The organism is Streptosporangium sp. NPDC002721, assembly GCF_042888905.1.
Classification (GTDB): domain Bacteria; phylum Actinomycetota; class Actinomycetes; order Streptosporangiales; family Streptosporangiaceae; genus Streptosporangium.
The window spans coordinates 292,317-308,884 of sequence record NZ_JBIAQI010000008.1; the positions used below are offsets into that span (position 1 = coordinate 292,317).

General features: G+C 72.2%; 14 protein-coding genes and 1 pseudogene. 7 read left to right on the forward strand and 8 right to left on the reverse strand.

The features are described 5' to 3' along the window. The 3 genes from ACFYWM_RS13585 to ACFYWM_RS13595 all read left to right on the forward strand — a co-directional run. Positions 1 to 404 (forward strand): WD40 repeat domain-containing protein (locus ACFYWM_RS13585; protein WP_389913453.1); only part of this gene is annotated, 404 nt, incomplete at its 5' end. A 6-nt stretch (positions 405 to 410) separates the two neighbouring features. Further along, positions 411 to 1,064, forward strand: coding sequence for an SLATT domain-containing protein (locus ACFYWM_RS13590; RefSeq protein ID WP_389913456.1), 654 nt, complete (start codon positions 411 to 413; stop codon positions 1,062 to 1,064). Positions 1,065 to 1,171: 107 nt separating this feature from the next. After that, entirely contained in the window at positions 1,172 to 1,444 is a 273-nt protein-coding gene (locus ACFYWM_RS13595; RefSeq protein ID WP_389913460.1) for a DUF1778 domain-containing protein, read from the forward strand. Positions 1,445 to 1,473: 29 nt separating this feature from the next. Here the strand turns inward: ACFYWM_RS13595 and add are convergent, their stop codons facing one another. Then, a complete protein-coding gene (add, locus tag ACFYWM_RS13600) occupies positions 1,474 to 2,508 on the reverse strand; it encodes an adenosine deaminase (protein ID WP_389913463.1) in 1,035 nt (344 codons plus the stop codon). A 179-nt stretch (positions 2,509 to 2,687) separates the two neighbouring features. Here add and ACFYWM_RS13605 point away from each other — a divergent pair. After that, a pseudogene (locus ACFYWM_RS13605) lies at positions 2,688 to 3,143 on the forward strand (Clp protease N-terminal domain-containing protein); the annotation flags it as partial. 309 nt (positions 3,144 to 3,452) lie between these two features. Here ACFYWM_RS13605 and ACFYWM_RS13610 read toward each other — a convergent pair. Beyond that, positions 3,453 to 4,487, reverse strand: coding sequence for a GNAT family N-acetyltransferase (locus tag ACFYWM_RS13610; RefSeq protein WP_389913466.1), 1,035 nt, complete (start codon positions 4,485 to 4,487; stop codon positions 3,453 to 3,455). 178 nt (positions 4,488 to 4,665) lie between these two features. Between ACFYWM_RS13610 and ACFYWM_RS13615 the strand changes: the two genes are divergently transcribed. Both ACFYWM_RS13615 and ACFYWM_RS13620 read left to right on the forward strand, forming a co-directional pair. Continuing rightward, positions 4,666 to 6,066: an NAD(P)/FAD-dependent oxidoreductase gene (locus ACFYWM_RS13615; RefSeq protein ID WP_389913469.1), complete on the forward strand. Its 1,401-nt coding sequence runs from the start codon at positions 4,666 to 4,668 to the stop codon at positions 6,064 to 6,066. Positions 6,067 to 6,250: 184 nt separating this feature from the next. Continuing rightward, positions 6,251 to 7,864 (forward strand): amidohydrolase, encoded by a 1,614-nt coding sequence (locus tag ACFYWM_RS13620; protein ID WP_389913472.1) that lies wholly within the window; start codon positions 6,251 to 6,253, stop codon positions 7,862 to 7,864. Between the two features lie 4 nt (positions 7,865 to 7,868). Here ACFYWM_RS13620 and ACFYWM_RS13625 read toward each other — a convergent pair whose 3' ends face one another. Continuing rightward, positions 7,869 to 8,471, reverse strand: coding sequence for a DUF4276 family protein (locus tag ACFYWM_RS13625; RefSeq protein WP_389913475.1), 603 nt, complete (start codon positions 8,469 to 8,471; stop codon positions 7,869 to 7,871). Further along, on the reverse strand, positions 8,468 to 9,619 hold the full coding sequence (locus tag ACFYWM_RS13630; RefSeq protein WP_389913479.1) for an AAA family ATPase: 1,152 nt from the start codon (positions 9,617 to 9,619) through the stop codon (positions 8,468 to 8,470). Before ACFYWM_RS13630 ends, ACFYWM_RS13625 begins: the two co-directional genes overlap by 4 nt. Positions 9,620 to 9,970: 351 nt before the next feature. Between ACFYWM_RS13630 and ACFYWM_RS13635 the strand changes: the two genes are divergently transcribed. After that, entirely contained in the window at positions 9,971 to 10,387 is a 417-nt protein-coding gene (locus ACFYWM_RS13635) for an Imm10 family immunity protein (protein WP_389913482.1), read from the forward strand. Between the two features lie 49 nt (positions 10,388 to 10,436). Here ACFYWM_RS13635 and ACFYWM_RS13640 read toward each other — a convergent pair whose 3' ends face one another. From ACFYWM_RS13640 to ACFYWM_RS13655, 4 genes are all read right to left on the reverse strand, one after another. Further along, positions 10,437 to 11,651 carry a cytochrome P450 gene (locus ACFYWM_RS13640; RefSeq protein ID WP_389913485.1) on the reverse strand — a complete coding sequence of 405 codons (1,215 nt, stop codon included), beginning with the start codon at positions 11,649 to 11,651 and terminating at the stop codon, positions 10,437 to 10,439. Positions 11,652 to 11,727: 76 nt separating this feature from the next. After that, entirely contained in the window at positions 11,728 to 13,338 is a 1,611-nt protein-coding gene (locus tag ACFYWM_RS13645; RefSeq protein ID WP_389913488.1) for an acyl-CoA reductase, read from the reverse strand. Further along, entirely contained in the window at positions 13,335 to 14,729 is a 1,395-nt protein-coding gene (locus ACFYWM_RS13650; RefSeq protein WP_389913491.1) for a hypothetical protein, read from the reverse strand. Before ACFYWM_RS13650 ends, ACFYWM_RS13645 begins: the two co-directional genes overlap by 4 nt. After that, positions 14,726 to 16,348 (reverse strand): beta-ketoacyl reductase, encoded by a 1,623-nt coding sequence (locus ACFYWM_RS13655; protein WP_389913494.1) that lies wholly within the window; start codon positions 16,346 to 16,348, stop codon positions 14,726 to 14,728. Before ACFYWM_RS13655 ends, ACFYWM_RS13650 begins: the two co-directional genes overlap by 4 nt. Between the last annotated feature and the right edge of the window lie 220 nt (positions 16,349 to 16,568).

The window sequence follows — 16,568 nt, forward strand, 5'->3', positions numbered from 1 at the left end:
ACCTCGCCACCGGCGGCACCGACGCGACCATCCGCATCTGGAACCCCGCCACCGGAAACCTCATCCGCACCCTCAACGCCCACACCGGCTGGATCCACTCCATCGCCTGGAGCCCCGACGGCACCCGCCTCGCCACCGGCGGCACCGACGCGACCATCCGCATCTGGGACCCCACCACCGGAACCCACCTCGCCACGTTGATCTCCCTGCCCGACGGATCAGCCGCCTTCGGGCCCGACAACCTGGTCTACAAGCTCAGTGGCCCCCCTTCCGGCGTGTTCTGGTGGTCCGTCAACCTGTGCGCCTTCACTCCCGAGGAGCTCGCCCCCTATGTCCCCGGCATACGCCGCGTGCCGTACGACTCCCCCCTGATCGCCCTCCTCCCCCGCCCCGAAGACAGGTGACCCTCGATGTCCACCGCCGGCCCCGCGCCCTCCGGCGACCAAGCCCCGGAGGCAAGAGGCATCTCCGCTCCGGGCGGGCGCCGTACGTCCAGGCAGCCCGATCTCGGGGTCAGGTCCTTCCCGCTGGTCTCGGCCGAGGAGTGGCGCGTGCCCGAGGAGGTCCTGCGCCGGATGTATCTCGAAGCCGAGGAGCGAGCCGTCGAGGCGTACACGTGGTACATGCGCGACCGCGTCAAGAAGCGGGCCTCCTCCAAGACGCTGCGGGGGGCCGCGATCGTGCTGGCCGCCGCGGGCGGGCTCCAGCCGCTGGCCAGCGCGGCCGGGGCGGGGGGCGGCCTGGGATGGGGCTACGTGCTGCTCGCCTCGGCCGGGGTCTGCGTCGCGCTCGACCACTTCCTCGGGCTGTCGTCCCGCTGGATGCGGGACATGGTCTGCGCGCAGGAGATCCAGTCACGGCTGCACGACTTCCAGCTCGACTGGGCGGTGCTCAACGCGCGGGACGCGCTCGACCAGCGGCCGATTCCGGTGGAGGAGTATCTCGACCTGCTCAGGACCTTCATCACCGACCTGTCAGCGATCATGACCAGGGAGACCGGCGAGTGGGTCACCGAGTTCCAGAGCGGCCTGGCACAGCTCAACCTGCCCCCCGGCCAGAAGTGACCTCTCGCCACCTGGCGTATTCACGATGTGCGATCGAATGACCGCCGTCATGATGGTTCGCGGCAGAAGTTTGCCGTACGACCATCACACGACGGGGGGTGACGGTGATGACCGCCAAGACGCATCGCATCGAGGTGCGCCCGGACGCGTCGACCAAGGAACTCATCATGCGGGCCGCACTGGCCATGGGTGAGTCGATCTCCTCGTTCGTCCTGCGCGCGGCCCGCGCGGAAGCCGGCCGGGTGCTCGCCCGGCCCGACGTCACGCCGATGCCCGCCGATCAGTTCGACGACCTGGTCGACTCGCTCGACGAGCCGGACGAGGCACCCCGGCTCCGCGAGGCCGCCCGGCGGCCACGCGCCTATCACGAATCGGCATGACCTGACGGCCACCGGGTCGCGGTGAGCCGTCAGGAGGCCGTCCCGGAGTGCCGGGCGGCGACGGCGTCGATCTCGTCCTGGATCTCCTTCTTGTCCGCCGGGTCCATGGACGAGGCCTCGACCGCGTTGCGGGCCAGGGTGGTGAGGGTCTCGCGGTCCAGGCCCAGCCGGTGGGCGGCGACGTGATACTCACGGCTCAGGGTGGTGGCGAACATGGGCGGGTCGTCGCTGTTGAGGGTGACGAACAGGCCCTCCTCGATCATGCGGGGCAGCGGGTGCTCCTCGACGCGGGCGACCTGGCCGGTGCAGACGTTGGAGGTGGGGCAGACCTCCAGCGGGATCTGGGTCTCGCGCAGGCGGGCGACGAGGCGGGGGTCCCGCACGCAGGAGGTGCCGTGGCCGATCCGCTCGGCGCCCAGGAGGTCGAGGGCCTCCCAGATGGTCTCGGGGCCGGTCATCTCCCCCGCGTGCGGCAGGCTGCGCAGCCCGGCGGCGGTGGCGGCGCGGAAGGCGTCGGTGAAGACGTCGCGATACCTCGGGCGTTCCTGCTCGATCCCGGCCAGCCCGAAACCTACCAACGTCCGGGGAGGTTCCCGCAGCGCGTGGTCCAGGGTGACCCGGGCCGCCTCGGCCCCGTACTCGCCGGGGATGTCGAAAACGTACGCCATCCGCACCCCGTGCTCCTCGCGGGAGCGCCGGGCGGCCAGGTCGAGCGCCTCGGTGACCTCACGCATCGGCATGCCGACGACGTGGTGGGCGTACGGCGTGACGGTCAGCTCGACGTAGCGGCCGTTCTGCGCGGCGAGGTCGGCGGCGAGGCCGAGCACCAGGGTCGCCACGTCCTCCGGCTCGCGGACCAGGGCGTTGACCGCCTGATAGATCCGGGCGAAGTGCGGGAAGTCGGTGAACCGGTAGAAGGCGCGCAGCTCCTCCTCGTTCGTGGGGACGCCGCCGTCGGGGTGGCGGCGGGCGAGCTCCAGCACGGTGGGGACCGAGGCGGAGCCGATCAGGTGGACGTGGAGCTCGACCTTGGGCAGGGCGTCGATGAAGGCGTCGGTCGTCATGCCGGGACCCTACGCACGCCACCCCCGGACACGAAAGCCATTTCCGGTGAATCTAACCCAAAAATGTAAGCTTCCTCTGACAAGAGGACGGGAATTGCCCGGGGAGATGTCCTCCCGCCGAACGGCCGTCTGACGCATAGTGGGGGCAAGCACCTCGACACCCCTCACGGAGGCTTCCCGTGTTCGAGCGCTTCACCGACCGTGCCCGCCGTGTCGTGGTCCTGGCCCAGGAGGAGGCCAGGCGGCTCGGCCACGGCCACATCGGCACCGAGCACATCCTGCTCGGGCTGGTCCTGGAGGAGGACGGCGTCGCCGGTCGCGCCCTGCGGGCCTTCGACATCGGCGGCGAGCGCGTCAGGAACGACGTGGAGGAGATCATCGGCAGGGGCGAGGAGAGCCCCGGCGGCCACATCCCCTTCACCCCGCGCGCCAAGAAGGTGCTCGAACTGTCGCTGCGCGAGGCGCTCGGCCTGCACCACGCCTACATCGGCACCGAGCACATCCTGCTCGGGCTGCTCCGCGAGGGCGAGGGCGTGGCCGCCCAGGTGCTGACGGAACAGGGCGCGCGCCTTGGAGCCGTACGCGCCCAGGTGATCGCGCTGCTCGGGCGGCGCGGACCCGAGCGCGCGGTGACGGCGGAGGAGGGCTTCCAGGTCATGGGAGCGGCGTTCACCGCCAGGCTGGAGCGCATCCAGGAGAGCCTGGACCGGATCGAGCGCAGGCTGGACGCCGTCGAGACCTCCCGCGACGACAACGCGACCCCTCAGAACGACGCGACCCCTCAGAACGACGCGACCCCTCGGAACAACGACGACGGCGCCCCCCGGAAGGACGACGGCACGTCCCCGCCCCAGGAGGGGCAGGCCTCCTGAGGCGGGAGAATACGGCCTCACTGTTTTCGGGACCCCCGAGCGGTCTCGAAACGGGAAGGCCACGCGGTGGGATCAGTTGCTCGGGGACACCGTCGCCATCACGCCCACGGCCAGCCTCGCCTCCACCACGCCGGGGTCCTCGGTGTAGCTCAGGGTCGCGCCGAGCGAGACCAGGAGCCTGCGCATCCTGACGTTGTCGGACAGCAGGGTCGCCCTCACCTCGGCGAAGCCCAGGTCACGGGCCTGGCGGACGAGCATCCCGGCCAGGGCGGTGCCCAGCCCCCTGCCCTGCCAGCGGTCCTCGACCAGGAACGCCATCTCGGCGATGCCGGGGTCGGAGGTGAACATCAGGTTGGCCAGACCGACGACCTGGCCGTCGTGCCCGGCGACGAGCGACTGGCCGTGCGTGCGGTCGCAGAGCCGGTCGAAGACCTTCGGCGGCAGCACCGGCATCGAGGTGAAGTAGCGGAACCTGCGGGCCTCGGGCGAGCAGCGGTCGTGCAGGTCGCGTACGGCCTCGCGGTAGAGCCGGGTGAGCGGGCGGACCTCGACCTCGACGCCGTCGGAGAGCGTGATGTCGCGCTCGGCGCCGGACTGCTCGACGGCGGGCTGCGCCAGGCGGACGAAGGAGGCCGCGCGGGCGGCCTCGGTCAGGGTGAACGGCAGCTCGGCCCGGCGGATCCTGATCGCGCGGCGCGGGGCCACGGGCACGGTCAGCAGGGTCGGGTCCGGAAGATCACTCATCTCCGAACCGTAGACCCAGCGGGAGTCGTCGGCGCGCAGCAGCTCTCCCAGCAGCTCGGGCAGGCGCCAGGGCGTCATGCGCAGCCGGGAGGCGAGCAGCAGGACGCGGGTGGGCTCGTCGGTCAGCTCGTGGGCGGTGGCGGTGACGACCTGGACCCGGCGCCCCCCGGCGGCCTCCAGCGCCTCGCGCACCGCCTCGGCCCCGGCGGGGATGTCCGTGACGAACTCGTCGACCGTGCCGTCCACGTCGGTCTGCACGCTCAGGCCCAGGATGTTGCCACCCTTGGCGGCGAGCGCGGCGGCCAGCGAGGCGAGCCGGCCCGGCCGCTCGTCAACGGTCGTACGAATCCTCAGAAATCCCATCAGAACGCCCCCTCTTGTTGGGGATAGCCTTGCCTGGGACTGTTACGGGACTGCTACACATGAGTGAGCCCATCGTTACGTCTGAGAAGATCACTCATTACGCGGCAGTACGGCGTTTCTGCAACGGTTTCCGTTGACAGGCACACCCCGATAGACGGATATAGCAGGATATGAGGCCATGAGCACGCGCGTTCCCCTGACCGGGGACTTCGTCAACGGAGACGTCTCCTTCTGGTATCGCTCCCTCGGCATCCCCACCCCCGGCGCTCCCCTCGCCGGAGACCTCGACGCCGACGTGGCCATCGTCGGCGCCGGATACACCGGCCTGTGGACCGCCTACTACCTCAAGAAGGCGAGCCCCGGCCTGCGGATCGTCGTGCTGGAGAAGGAGTTCGCCGGGTACGGCGCCTCCGGGCGCAACGGCGGCTGGCTGGTCGGCGAGCTGGCCGGCACCCCCGAGCGCTACGCCAGGACGCACGGCGCGGACGCGGCCAGGCGGCTGCAGCGGGTGATGTTCGAGACGATCGACGAGGTCGTCGCGGTCGCCGCGGACGAGAAGATCGACGCCGACATCGTGAAGGGCGGCGTCACCACGGTCGCCACCAACACCGCCCAGGACCGGCGGCTGCACCAGCTGCTCGCCCACGAGCGCCACTGGGGCTGGACCGAGGAGGACGTGCGGCTGCTCGACCCCGCCGAGCGCGAGGAGCGCCTGCGGGTGGACGGCGCGGTCAGCGCGATCTGGAGCCCGCACTGCGCCAGAATCCAGCCCGCCAAGCTCGCCAGGGGCCTCGCCGAGACCGTACGGAACCTCGGGGTGGACATCTTCGAGCGCACCCCGGTCACCGAGATCGCCCCGCGCGAGGCCCGCACGCCGCACGGCACCGTCCGCGCCGAGTACGTCATCCGCGCCACCGAGGGCTTCACCGCCGAGCTGAGGCAGTACCACCGGGCGTGGCTGCCGATGAACAGCTCGATGATCGTGACCGAGCCGCTGGGCGCGCTGTGGGACGAGATCGGCTGGGCGGGCCACGAGCTGCTCGGCGACATGGCGCACTACTACATGTACGCCCAGCGCACCGCCGACGGCCGGATCGCGTTCGGCGGGCGCGGCAAGCCCTACCTGTACGGCTCGCGCGTGGACGACCGGGGCCACACCCACGAGTGGACGATCGAGGCCCTCTGGGAGCTGCTGACCGGGATGTTCCCCGCGCTGCGGGCCTCCCGGGTGGCGCACGCCTGGTCGGGGGTGCTCGGCGTGCCGCGTGACTGGTGCGCCACCGTGCACGTCGACCACACCACCGGCATCGGCTGGGCGGGCGGCTACACCGGCCACGGGGTGACCACGACCAACCTCGCCGGCCGTACCCTGCGCGACCTGATCCTGCGCGAGGACACCGAGCTCGCCTCCCTCCCCTGGGTGGACCGCAAGGTGCGGGGCTGGGAGGTGGAGCCGCTGCGGTGGATCGGCGTGCACACCATGTACGACCTCTACCGCCGGGCCGACGCGAGAGAGAAGGCCGGGCTTGGCCGCACCTCGGTGCTCGCCCGCGTCGCCGACTCCATCACCGGCCGCTGAACGTCGAGATCACCGGCCGCCGAGCGCCGGGACCACCGGACGCCGGTGGGCGCCGGTGGGCGCCGGTGGACTCCCGGAGAAACTCACGCTGGACCTCGGCCGGTCGAGCGTGCAATGTAAGTGATCAAGCGGCACCCCGGGGCGGCAGCGACATCCGGGCCACCGACAGAAGGATGGTGCACCAGTGAGCGACCTGCTCTTCCGGGGCGGCAGGGTCTTCCTCGCCGCCGACGCCTTCGCCGAGGCGGTACTGGTCCGGGACGGCCGTATCGCCGCCGTGGGCACGGAGTCCGACGTCGCGCAACTGGCCGCCCCCGGCCACGACACCGTCGACCTGGACGGCGGGCTGCTCACCCCCGGGTTCACCGACGCCCACATGCACCCGGTGCAGGCGGGCCTGGAGCGGGCCAGGTGCGACCTGTCCGGGGTCTACGGCCTGCCGGCGTATCTGGAGCGGATCACCGCCTACGCCGGCTCCCACCCGGACCACGGGTGGATCGACGGCGGCGGCTGGGACATGTCGGCCTTCCCCGGCGGCCTGCCGCACCGAACCCAACTCGACGTCATCGACCGCCCGGTCTACCTGATCCAGCGCGACCACCACGCCGCCTGGGTGAACACCCGGGCCCTGGAGGTGGCCGGGGTCACCCGCGACACCCCCGACCCCGCCGACGGCAGGATCGAGCGCGACGCCGACGGCACGCCGAGCGGCGTGCTGCACGAGGGCGCGATGGACCTGGTCGGCCTGCTCACCCCCCGCCCCACGGCGAGCGACCTGCACGACGCGCTGATGGACGCCCAGAGGCACCTGTTCTCCCTCGGCGTCACCGGCTGGCAGGACGCCATCGTCGGCTCCTACGCGGGCTACGACGACCAGCTGCCCACGTACGTCTCGGCGGCGGCCTCCGGCGCGCTGCGGGCCCGCGTCGTGGGCGCGCTGTGGTGGGACCGGGCGCGCGGCGCCGAGCAGATCCCCGAGCTGCTGGAACGGCGCCGCTCCGCCGAGGGCCTGGAGCGGTTCCGCGCCGGCTCGGTGAAGATCATGCAGGACGGCATCACCGAGAACTTCACCGCCGCGGTGATCGAGCCCTACTGCCGCTGCGGCGGCACCGGCCTGTCGTACGTCGACCCCGTGCTGCTGAAGGAGTGCGTCGCCGAGCTGGACCGGCACGGCTTCCAGGTGCACTTCCACGCCATCGGCGAGCGGGCCGTCCGCGAGGCGCTGGACAGCTTCGAGGGGACCGACCCGGCCAACCGGCACCACATCGCGCACCTGCAGATCGTCGAGCCGTCCGACCTGCCGCGCTTCGCCGCGCTCGGCGTGACCGCCAACCTGCAGCCGCTGTGGGCCACCCACCACGCCCAGATGGACGAGCTCACCCTCCCCTTCCTGGGCGAGGAGCGCTCCTCCTGGCAGTACCCCTTCGCCGACCTGCAGCGCAACGGCACCCTGTTCTGCGCGGGCAGCGACTGGCCGGTCTCCGAGGCCGACCCGATCCAGGGCATGCACGTGGCCGTCAACCGCACCGAACCCGGCGGCTCGATACACGCGGGCTACCCCACGGCGCAGACCCCGTTCCTGCCCGGCCAGAGCCTCACCCTGGCCACCGCCCTCACGGCCTACACCGCGGGCTCGGCCCGCATCAACCACGACGACGACGCGGGCACCATCGTCCCCGGCAACCGCGCCGACCTCGTCGTCCTTGACCGCGACCCCTTCACCGAACCCGCCGCCGACATCTGGCGCACCAAGGTCGCCATGACCTTCCTCGACGGCGAGGAAGTCTACCGCCGCTGACCCCTCATGCCCCGGCGGCCCGCATCAGGCGTTCGACGTCGCGCCAGAACTTGTCGAAGGAGGGCGCGTTCTTCCGCGCCTGTGCCATGTCGAAGATCGCGGCCAGGGCCGCCTGATCGGCCGTCGGACGGTAGGAGGTGCCGTCGGTCTTGCGTGCCGAGAGCCACCCCTTCGCGTCGCGGGGCCCCTCGGGATCGGCGGGTGGTTCGAGGGGGTCGGCCAGCCCCCTCCGGCCCGCGAGCGACGTGGCCGCGGCGAGGAACCACGCCTCGAACTCCCGGTTGGCGAGGACCGCCGAGATCTCCCGATCACCGCGTGCCAGCCGGGCCCGCTCCAGGAGCGCGGGGCCGGTCGTCGCGGGACAGTCGTCGTCGGCGTCGATCAGCAGCAGGATCCCGCCTCGCCCGTCGACCTGGTAGGAGGCCTGGAGTACGGCGCTCTCGATCCCTCCAGGAGCGACGAGCTTGGAGCGCGGAACCCGGCGGGGCGTCGGGATCCGTATCGCCCAGACCGAGAGTTCCTCCGCGATCCTGCGGAGCAGGACGGGCAGCGCGGCGACCTCTCCCTCCCCCTCGACGATGGCGGCGATGGTGACCGCCCCGGTCATTCGACCTCCTCTGCGCCGGGCCTGAGCTGGTTGCCGCGCATCAGCTCCCCGATGGTGGCCCGCCGGTCGTCGACGAGGCGGCGGCTCACGTCGTCGATCTCACCGATCGTCGTGAGCCCGTCCGTCATGGTCACGACGCGTACGGACGCCGGATCGAAGTCGTCGCGGTCGAGCAGGTCCGCGCTCTGCGTGGTGACCACCACCTGGACGTGCTCGCTCGCCTCGCTCAGCGCGTCGAACAGCACCCCGGCGGCCGCCGGGTGCAGCGACGTCTCCGGTTCCTCGATTCCCAGCAGGGTCGCCTCGCCTTCGAGTACGGCGGGCTGGAACAGCGCGGCCAGCAGCCCCGCCGCGCGCAGCGTCCCCTCGGACATCGCCTCGGGACCGAACACCAGCTCTCGATCCGCGTGACGGGTGAGGAGCTCGACGGTGGAATAGGTGTCCAGAAGCCGCTGATCGACCCCCACGGCCCCGGGAACGATGGCTCTCATGTAGTCGTCGATCCGTGCCTTGAACGCCGGATACCGCTGCGAGAGGGCCCCGAGCACCGATCCCAGCCTCCTACCCTCGTCATCCAGCGTGGCCCCGGCGGACCTGGACTGGACCTGCCGCATCAGGCCCACGTCCAGGTGGTAGAAGAGCATGCGGCGCAGGCTGCGGTAGACCTCGCTGAAGACACCCTGGGTGGCGGCCAACGGCAGATAGAGCCGATCCGGCTCGATACCACCCTCACCTGTCTGGTTGAAGAAGCCATGGGTCATGACGAAACTGACTTCTTCGAAACTCGACCGCGGCTGAGTGGCACGGACGAAACACTGCTCTTCGAGCACCAGAAGCGGACGGCGACCGGCGGGGTCCCGGCCGATGACGAAGCTGTACGTGACCGACAACGGCTCCTCGTCCGGCTGGATGACGAACTCCAGAAGGACGCCGAAACCCTTCGTGTCCTTCTGGCCCCGCCGGCTCACCTCGTCCAGTCCACCGCGTCTCATCAGGGCGTCGGCGGGTGTCGTCTCCAGCGCGTCCACCACGAACCTGAGCACGTCAAGAAAATTGCTCTTCCCCGCCGCGTTGGGACCGAGCAGGACCAGGAGAGGCGTGAAGGTGACATCGCACGACGCGATGCTCTTGTAGTTCCCCACCTTCACGCGTCGCAGAAACGGTACGGTCTGCCCCATCACACCCCCGCCATGTCGATCTGTCCTGTGACGGCGGCCGTGACCGGCGCCTACCCGCGTTCCACCGGGAAACCGGCGGCACCACGATAGCGGTTCGACCGGTCCAGAGATCGAAAAGGCAGTCAGGTCCCGAAGGCCGCCAGGTCTCCGGGAGCGATGCGCGCGGAATCGAAGAACACCTCAGGAGACGGGTTCGCCGACATCTGGCCTACCCAGGTCGCCATGACCTTCCTCGACGGCGAGGAGGTCTACCGCCGCTGACCTTTCCCAGCGGTGATCGACGCACCGGAACTGTCGCCGTGGCCCGCTACGCTCCGCGGCATGACTGTTCGGTTCACGGCCCGGGTCGCGGGAGTGGTGGAAGACCGCGAGCTGGAGTGCCTGTCCGCCGGTGTCGCCGAAAGCGACGACGGCGAAGGCATGGAGCTGATCTTCCAGTGCGGCCTGTTCGAGGACGAGGAGGAAGCGGAGGAAGAGGACGAGGAGACGGACAGCCACTGCCTGGTCATCACCGGCCAGGCGACCGCGTACGGAGCCGTCAGCGAGATCACCCTTCGCGACAGAGTGCTTCGCGTCGTCATCGCTCCGCACGCTCTGGAGGAGCTGGGGCTTGACGACCCCGAGATCGAAGCGGTCCTCGAGGTCGACGACGAGGTGATCGACCGGCTCCGGCCCGCCCTGCGACGCATCATGGCCTACGGCCCGGTCGAGGCGCGCCCGGCGGTCGTCCGGCTGTGACGTGCCGCCGGGCTTTCCTCCGGTGACATCCAGGACGCGGACGACCGCTCTACCGGCGCTGCCCCAGTGGCACCCGGAAGCGTACGGGCAGCCGGTCGAGACAGATGTGGCGGCCGTTCTCGTAGAAGCGGCGGGGTTCGCCGGCGAGCTCGTAGCCGGGGTGGCGGGCCAGCTCGCGCAGCACCACGAGGAATTCGGTGCGCGCGAGCTGGGCACCGATGCAGAAGTGCACGCCCGTCCCGAAACCGAGGTGGTGGACCTGCCCCCGGTCGAGCCGAAACCGCTCCGGGTCGGGGAACTCGGCGGGGTCGCGGTTGGCGGCCCCGGCGAGCAGGACGACCCGCGATCCCCGGGGAATCGTGACGCCGCCGATCTCGACGTCCCGGGTGGTGAGCCGGGTGCCGTGGTCGACCGGCGTCCAGAGCCGCAGCGTCTCCTCGACGGCGGCGGGCATCAGCTCGGGCCGCTTGCGCAGCCGGTCCTGCAGGCCGGGTTCGCGGGCCAGCTGCCACAGCAGGTGCGACAGGGCGTTCATCGAGGTCTCGTGGCCGGCGACGGCGAAGCCGACCATCATGACGTGCAGCTCCTCGTCGGTGACGGGCCGCCCGTCGATCTTCTCGCGCACCAGCGTGGACAGGTAGTCGTCGCCCGGCCGCTCCCTGGCCCGGCGGATCTCCTCCTGGAACAGCTCCGCGAACCGCGGCCAGAAGCCCTCCGCGCTCTCGTCGCTCGGCATGCGCGCCCAGGTGTTGCTGGTCAGCTCACGGATGCGGTGCTGCGCGGCGTCGGTGAAGCCGACCGCGAGCGACACCACGGCGAGCGGCAGCGGCACCGCGAGCTCGGCGACGAGGTCGCCGCAGCCCCGCGCGACGATCGGCTCGACCAGGTCCGCGACCAGGCGGCGGAGCTCGGGTTCGAGCTGTCGTGCCCGCGCCGGGGTGAACGGGGGCCTCATCAGGGCGCGGAACGCGGTATGCCGGGGCGGATCGTACTCCAGCGGCGCGAACGGCGGCGTGCCCGCGGCGCGGGGGAAGAAGACCCCCGAGGCCGAGCTGAAGGTCTCGTGGTCGCGCAGCGCCGCCTCCACGTCGCGGTAGTGCGACAGGATCCATACGCCGCCGTACGCGCGGGAGAAGGCGACCCGCGACCGGCCGCGGATGCCGCGGTGGACCAGGCAGGCCAGGTCGGGGTCGAAGCGCGGATGGTGGTGGTCGAAATCGGAGATGAGCTGCTCGACGACGTCCGCTTCCCGCTCCGCCCTCACGGCCGCTCCCTGTGGTTGAAGATCACCGAATGTCGGGGACAGGAGCCGTAGACGCCTGCCGCGAGGTGAGGACGGCTCATCGCGCGTCCCACGGGGGCGCCCCGGGATGCAGGTGGCCGAAAGGGTGGGCGTCGGCGGGGTCGTAGGTCTCGTCCACGATCCACTTGACCATCCGGCGCAGCGGCTCGATGGCGTCCTGCGGCAGCTCGCCCCGCACGCGGGTGGCGTAGCCGAGGGACACCAGCCGCTGGGCGCCGTAGAGGGGCACGACGTCGCGCAGCTCCCGCTTGAGCGCCTCGGGGTAGACGCCCACGGTCTGCGTGTAGGCGTTCATGCCGCGCACCGCGTCCCAGGCCGAGGCGACGGGCACCACGTTGACCACCCGGCCCGACAGCGAGGGGTGGAACTCCACCGGCTCGGGCAGCCGCGAGACGATGACCGCGCCCTCGTCGCGGCGCCCGCCGATCACGTCGTACCAGTCGGCGCTCGCCCGGATCGCGAGCAGGTCGGCGCGCAGCCCCGGATCGAACCGCCTGGCCTCCGTACTGACCTGCTCGGGAAGCCGGAGGATCTCCTCGTACAGCAACCCGCCCCAGCGGACGGCCCGGCCGGGGTCGGTGACGGCGTAGACCACGCGGGCGTTGAAGCAGCCGAGCTGGTTGAGGGCGCCGACGTCCACGGCGGCGAGCCGGGCGGTCTCGGCCATCCGCTCGTCGTCGGCGAACGCCTCGGGGCCGATGACGGTCGCGCTCAGCTTCGGGTCGAGGGAGACCAGCTCCAGGCCGGGCCTGACGTAGCCGGTGACGTGCCGGATGGAGGCCAGCCCACCCCAGGCCACGATCTTCTCGACGTGGGCCGGCTGGTAGAGCCGCCGCTCGAACGCCTCGGAGCCGCCCTTCCAGTACGCGACCGAGAGATGGCGGGTGAGCGGGTGGCCGGGGGCCATCTCGGCCATGGTCCGGGCGATCGCGAGCGCGGTCAGCGGGTCGTTCGACGGCGTCTTGACGATGGCGTCGCCGCGGGTGACGGCGTTGCGGATCACGGTGAGCGCGGCGATGACCGGGCTGTTGCCGGCGATGATGTGCACGGTCCGCGCGCCGAGTGCCCGGACCGCCGCACGGCCCCCGTCGGCGGTGGGCACCTCGTGCCACCCGTCGAGGTACCCGGCCCCGACGGTCCGCTCCACCACCGCCCGCACCGCCTCCGGGCGGAACAGGCCGGGAAGCTGCTCGTACGACGCGGCGAGCAGCGGCGGGGTCATGTCCGACCACGCGGCCGACCGTTCGAGGGCCTCCCGCAGCAACGCGTTGCGCGACAGCGCGAGGCGCGGCCCGAGCTCGGCCAGGAAGCCGACGATGTCGTCGACGCGCAGCGCGTGCAGGTCCCGCATGCGCGCCGGGTCGCCCAGCGGCAGCCGGTCGAGCAGGCCCACGGGGTCGGGGGCGAGGAAGGACGCCTCCTGTCCCCGGCCGGTGAAGGGGACCAGGCCGGTGGCGACCGTCTCGCCCCGGATGAAGGCGGGAATCGTCAGTTCGGCTCCCACGGCCTCCGCGGCCTCCGGGGCCCCCACCGCCTCTCCGGCTCTCACGGCCTCCGGGTCGTTCCCGGCAGAGGTCTCCCCGCGGGTCCAGGTCTTCCGCCCTACCGAGTCGTTCCCGGCGAGGGTCTCCTCCCGTCCCGCGCTCATGCCAGCGCCCCGTTCAGGAAGTCGAGGGCCTCGGTGAGCGCCTCGGGGGTCGCGGCACACGTGATCTTGTCGTCGCCGCCGCTGCCGCCGAACCTGCCGATGGCGGTGGACAGGCCGGGCGTGGTACGCCCGCACCGGCACGCCGACCAGTCGACCGTGACCTCGTCGCCGGAGACGAACCCACCCCAGTGCACGTCGGCCATGAGGTCGAGGAAGGCCGCCCGGCCCGTCCGCACCCCGTCACGCGGCAGCGGGGCCCCGGTCTCCGGGTCGAGGACGTAGAGGATCACCCAGGGCTCGATGTGGTAGCGCTCCGCGTCGCAGAGCAGGTTGACCGCCATCACCTCGGTCATCGCGTAGCAGAGCCGCAACCGGTGCACCCCGAAGAAGCGCCCGACCGGCTCCGCCCAGTCGGCCGGCAGCGCCGTGCCCTTCGCTCCCCCGCCGGAGAAGACGAACGAGTCGGGGGCGAAGACGGCCTCGATGCCCCGGACCAGCCCGGCGGTCGCCATGGCGTGGTGGACGCTCCACAGGCCGAGCGACGCCACGCGGCGCCCGCCGAGCGTGTCGGCCAGTTCCTCGACGAACCGCGCCATCCCGGCGCCGGTGGCCCGCTGCGCCTCCTCGAACTCCGCGCGGCGCGCCTTCAGCGCGGGCGGGATCTCCAGCCGGTCGACCTCACCCCTCGCCGCCGCCGCCCGCAACCGGCCCGCGAGGAACATGACGTCGGCGCTGAGCGAGCGGGGGTGCAGGGCGTGGAACCGGTCGGGGGTCCCCGCCATCTGCTCGGCCATCGCGCCCGCGTGCCGGTCGATCCCGCCGCGCCCGGCGCGGAAGCCCGGCCAGACCACGTCCATGGGCTCCCGCCACGACACCCCGTCGGGGAGCGCGTCCAGGCGCACCGTGCGGTACAGGGCCGCGTACTCCTGACGGGTGTGCGGGACGAACGACATCGTGCCGGACGTACCGGAGGAGTGGGCCGGCCGCAGGTCGGTCCGGGCGTCGAGGAGGTCCAGCCAGGCGTCGATCGAGTCGCAGCCGGAGAAGTCGATGCCGCCGAGGTCGACGGTGGTGAGCCTGCCGAGCCAGGTCGCCAGCTGGTCGAACCGGTTGTCCAGGAGCAGGGAGACGGGGTACGACTTGTAGACCGTGTGCGGGAACAGCAGGGGCGCCGCGTCGTCCAGCGTCCCGATCTCCCCGATGCGCTGCTCGTCGGCGATGGTGCGCAGCACCGGGATCCGGTCACGGAGCTCGGCGTAGCGCATCCGCAGCGCGGCGAGCTGCAGCGCGGCCAGCCGGTCGGGGGCGAGCGTGTGCATCCGCCATCGCGAGGGTCCGAAGAACCCGACGGGATCCTCCGCGAACAGGCGCACCTCGGTGTCCGCCGTCATACGTCACTCCTTCGTTGCTCGGCCAGGTAGTCGGTGATGTCGGAGACCGTGGGGCGGTTCCACAGCAGGCTCATCGGCAGGCCGACGCGCAACCGCTCGGAGAGGGTCCGGCGCAGCATGACCGCCAGCAGCGAGTCGACGCCCATCTCCGCGAGCGGGCGCCGCACGTCCACCGCCTCGGGATCGGTACGCAGGGTGGCCGCGACCGCTCGCCGCACCTCGCCCCGCAACAGGTCGGTGAGAGAGGTGCCGGACAGGGTCCGCCAGTCGGGGCCCTCGTCCGCGCCGGGGGCCGGGGGCGGGCCGGGGTCGCCGGCCAGGTCGCGCAGCAGCGGCGGACGGAGGATGCCGGGGGTGAGGGGCAGGACCCGCAGCACGGCCAGGTCGGCGCCGCCGGCCGGCCCGGCCGTGACCAGCGACTCCCACGCCAGGAACGCCTCGGCGGGGGTGATGTCCGCCGTGCCCCGGGCGCGCAGCTCCGCGTCGACGACCTCCGAGGAGGCCGACATGCCCAGGCCGTGCCAGCTCGTCCAGGCGAGGGAGAGGACCGCGTCGTCTCCCCCGGCCCGCCGGTACCTGGCCAGACCGGACAGGAAGGCGTTCGCCGCCGCGTACGACGCCTGCCCGGGAAGGCCGAGAAGCTGCCCGGCGGAGGAGAAGAGCACCAGGAAGTCCAGCGTCCCCGGCGGGAACGCCTCGTGGAGCGCGAGCGCCCCGGCGACCTTGGGCCACATCACCGCCCGCAGCGACTCCTCGTCGTACGCGCGCAGCAGCCGGTTGTCGACCACGCCCGCCGCGTGCACGACCCCGCGCACCGGCGGCAGGCCGAGCGCGCCGGGGTCGGCCAGCCGGGCGAGGCCGGCGGCGTTCCCCACGTCCGCGGCGACCGCCCGCACGGTGACGCCCCTCGCCTCCAGGGACCTGACCGCGTCGATCGCCCGCCGCGTCACCGGCTCGCGGACGGCGTCCCACCGGTCCCTGGCGGGCAGGGCGGTACGGCCCAGCAGGAGCAATCTGCGGGCACCCCGGTCGGCCAGCCATCCCGCGACGCGCAGGCCGAGGGCGCCCAGACCTCCGGTGACCAGGTAGGTGGCCCCGGCCCGGCAGAGCGGCCCCGGCCGCGCGGGCCGCCGTCCCGTGACCCGCTCTCGCGCCTCGGGGCGGTAGGGCACCAGGCGGGAGCCGCTCGCGGCGCCGTGCTCGACGGCGACGACGTCCTCCCGGCACCGGCTTCCCAGCAGCCGGATCAGGACCGAGAGGTCGTCGTCGCCCGGTTTCTCCGGCAGGTTGACGAGACCGCCCCACACCTCGGAGTACTCCGTGGCGGCCACCCGCGCCAGTCCCCACAGCGCCGTCTGTGCCAGCCCCGCCGGGCCCTCCGGCTCCCTGGCCGAGGAAGTGACGCACCACAGCCGGGCCCGGCCCGCCTCGCCCACCAGCCGCACGGTCTCCGCCAGACGCGCGGCGAGCCGGGTCGCGGTCGCCGCGATGTCCTCGCCGGTCTCCGTCGCGTCCGTCGCGCCCGTCACGTCCGCCGTGCCCTCCATCTCCATCACGCCCGTCACGTTCGCCGCGTCCGTCACGTCCGACGTACTCGTCACGACCGCTGAGCCCGTCATGTCCGGGGACCGTGTCCACCCGGATGCCCCGTCGCGCCAGCAGGCCACCGAGAGCGTGCGCGAGGCCGTCCCCGTCGCACGGCACCGCGCTCGTGCCCGTTCCGACCAGCACCACCCGGTGCGGCACCGCGCCGGACGCGCCCTCCTCCGGCAGGCCCAGCGGTTTCCAGACCACCTCGTGCAGGAGACCGCCCGTTCCTGTTCCCGCCACCGCGGGGTC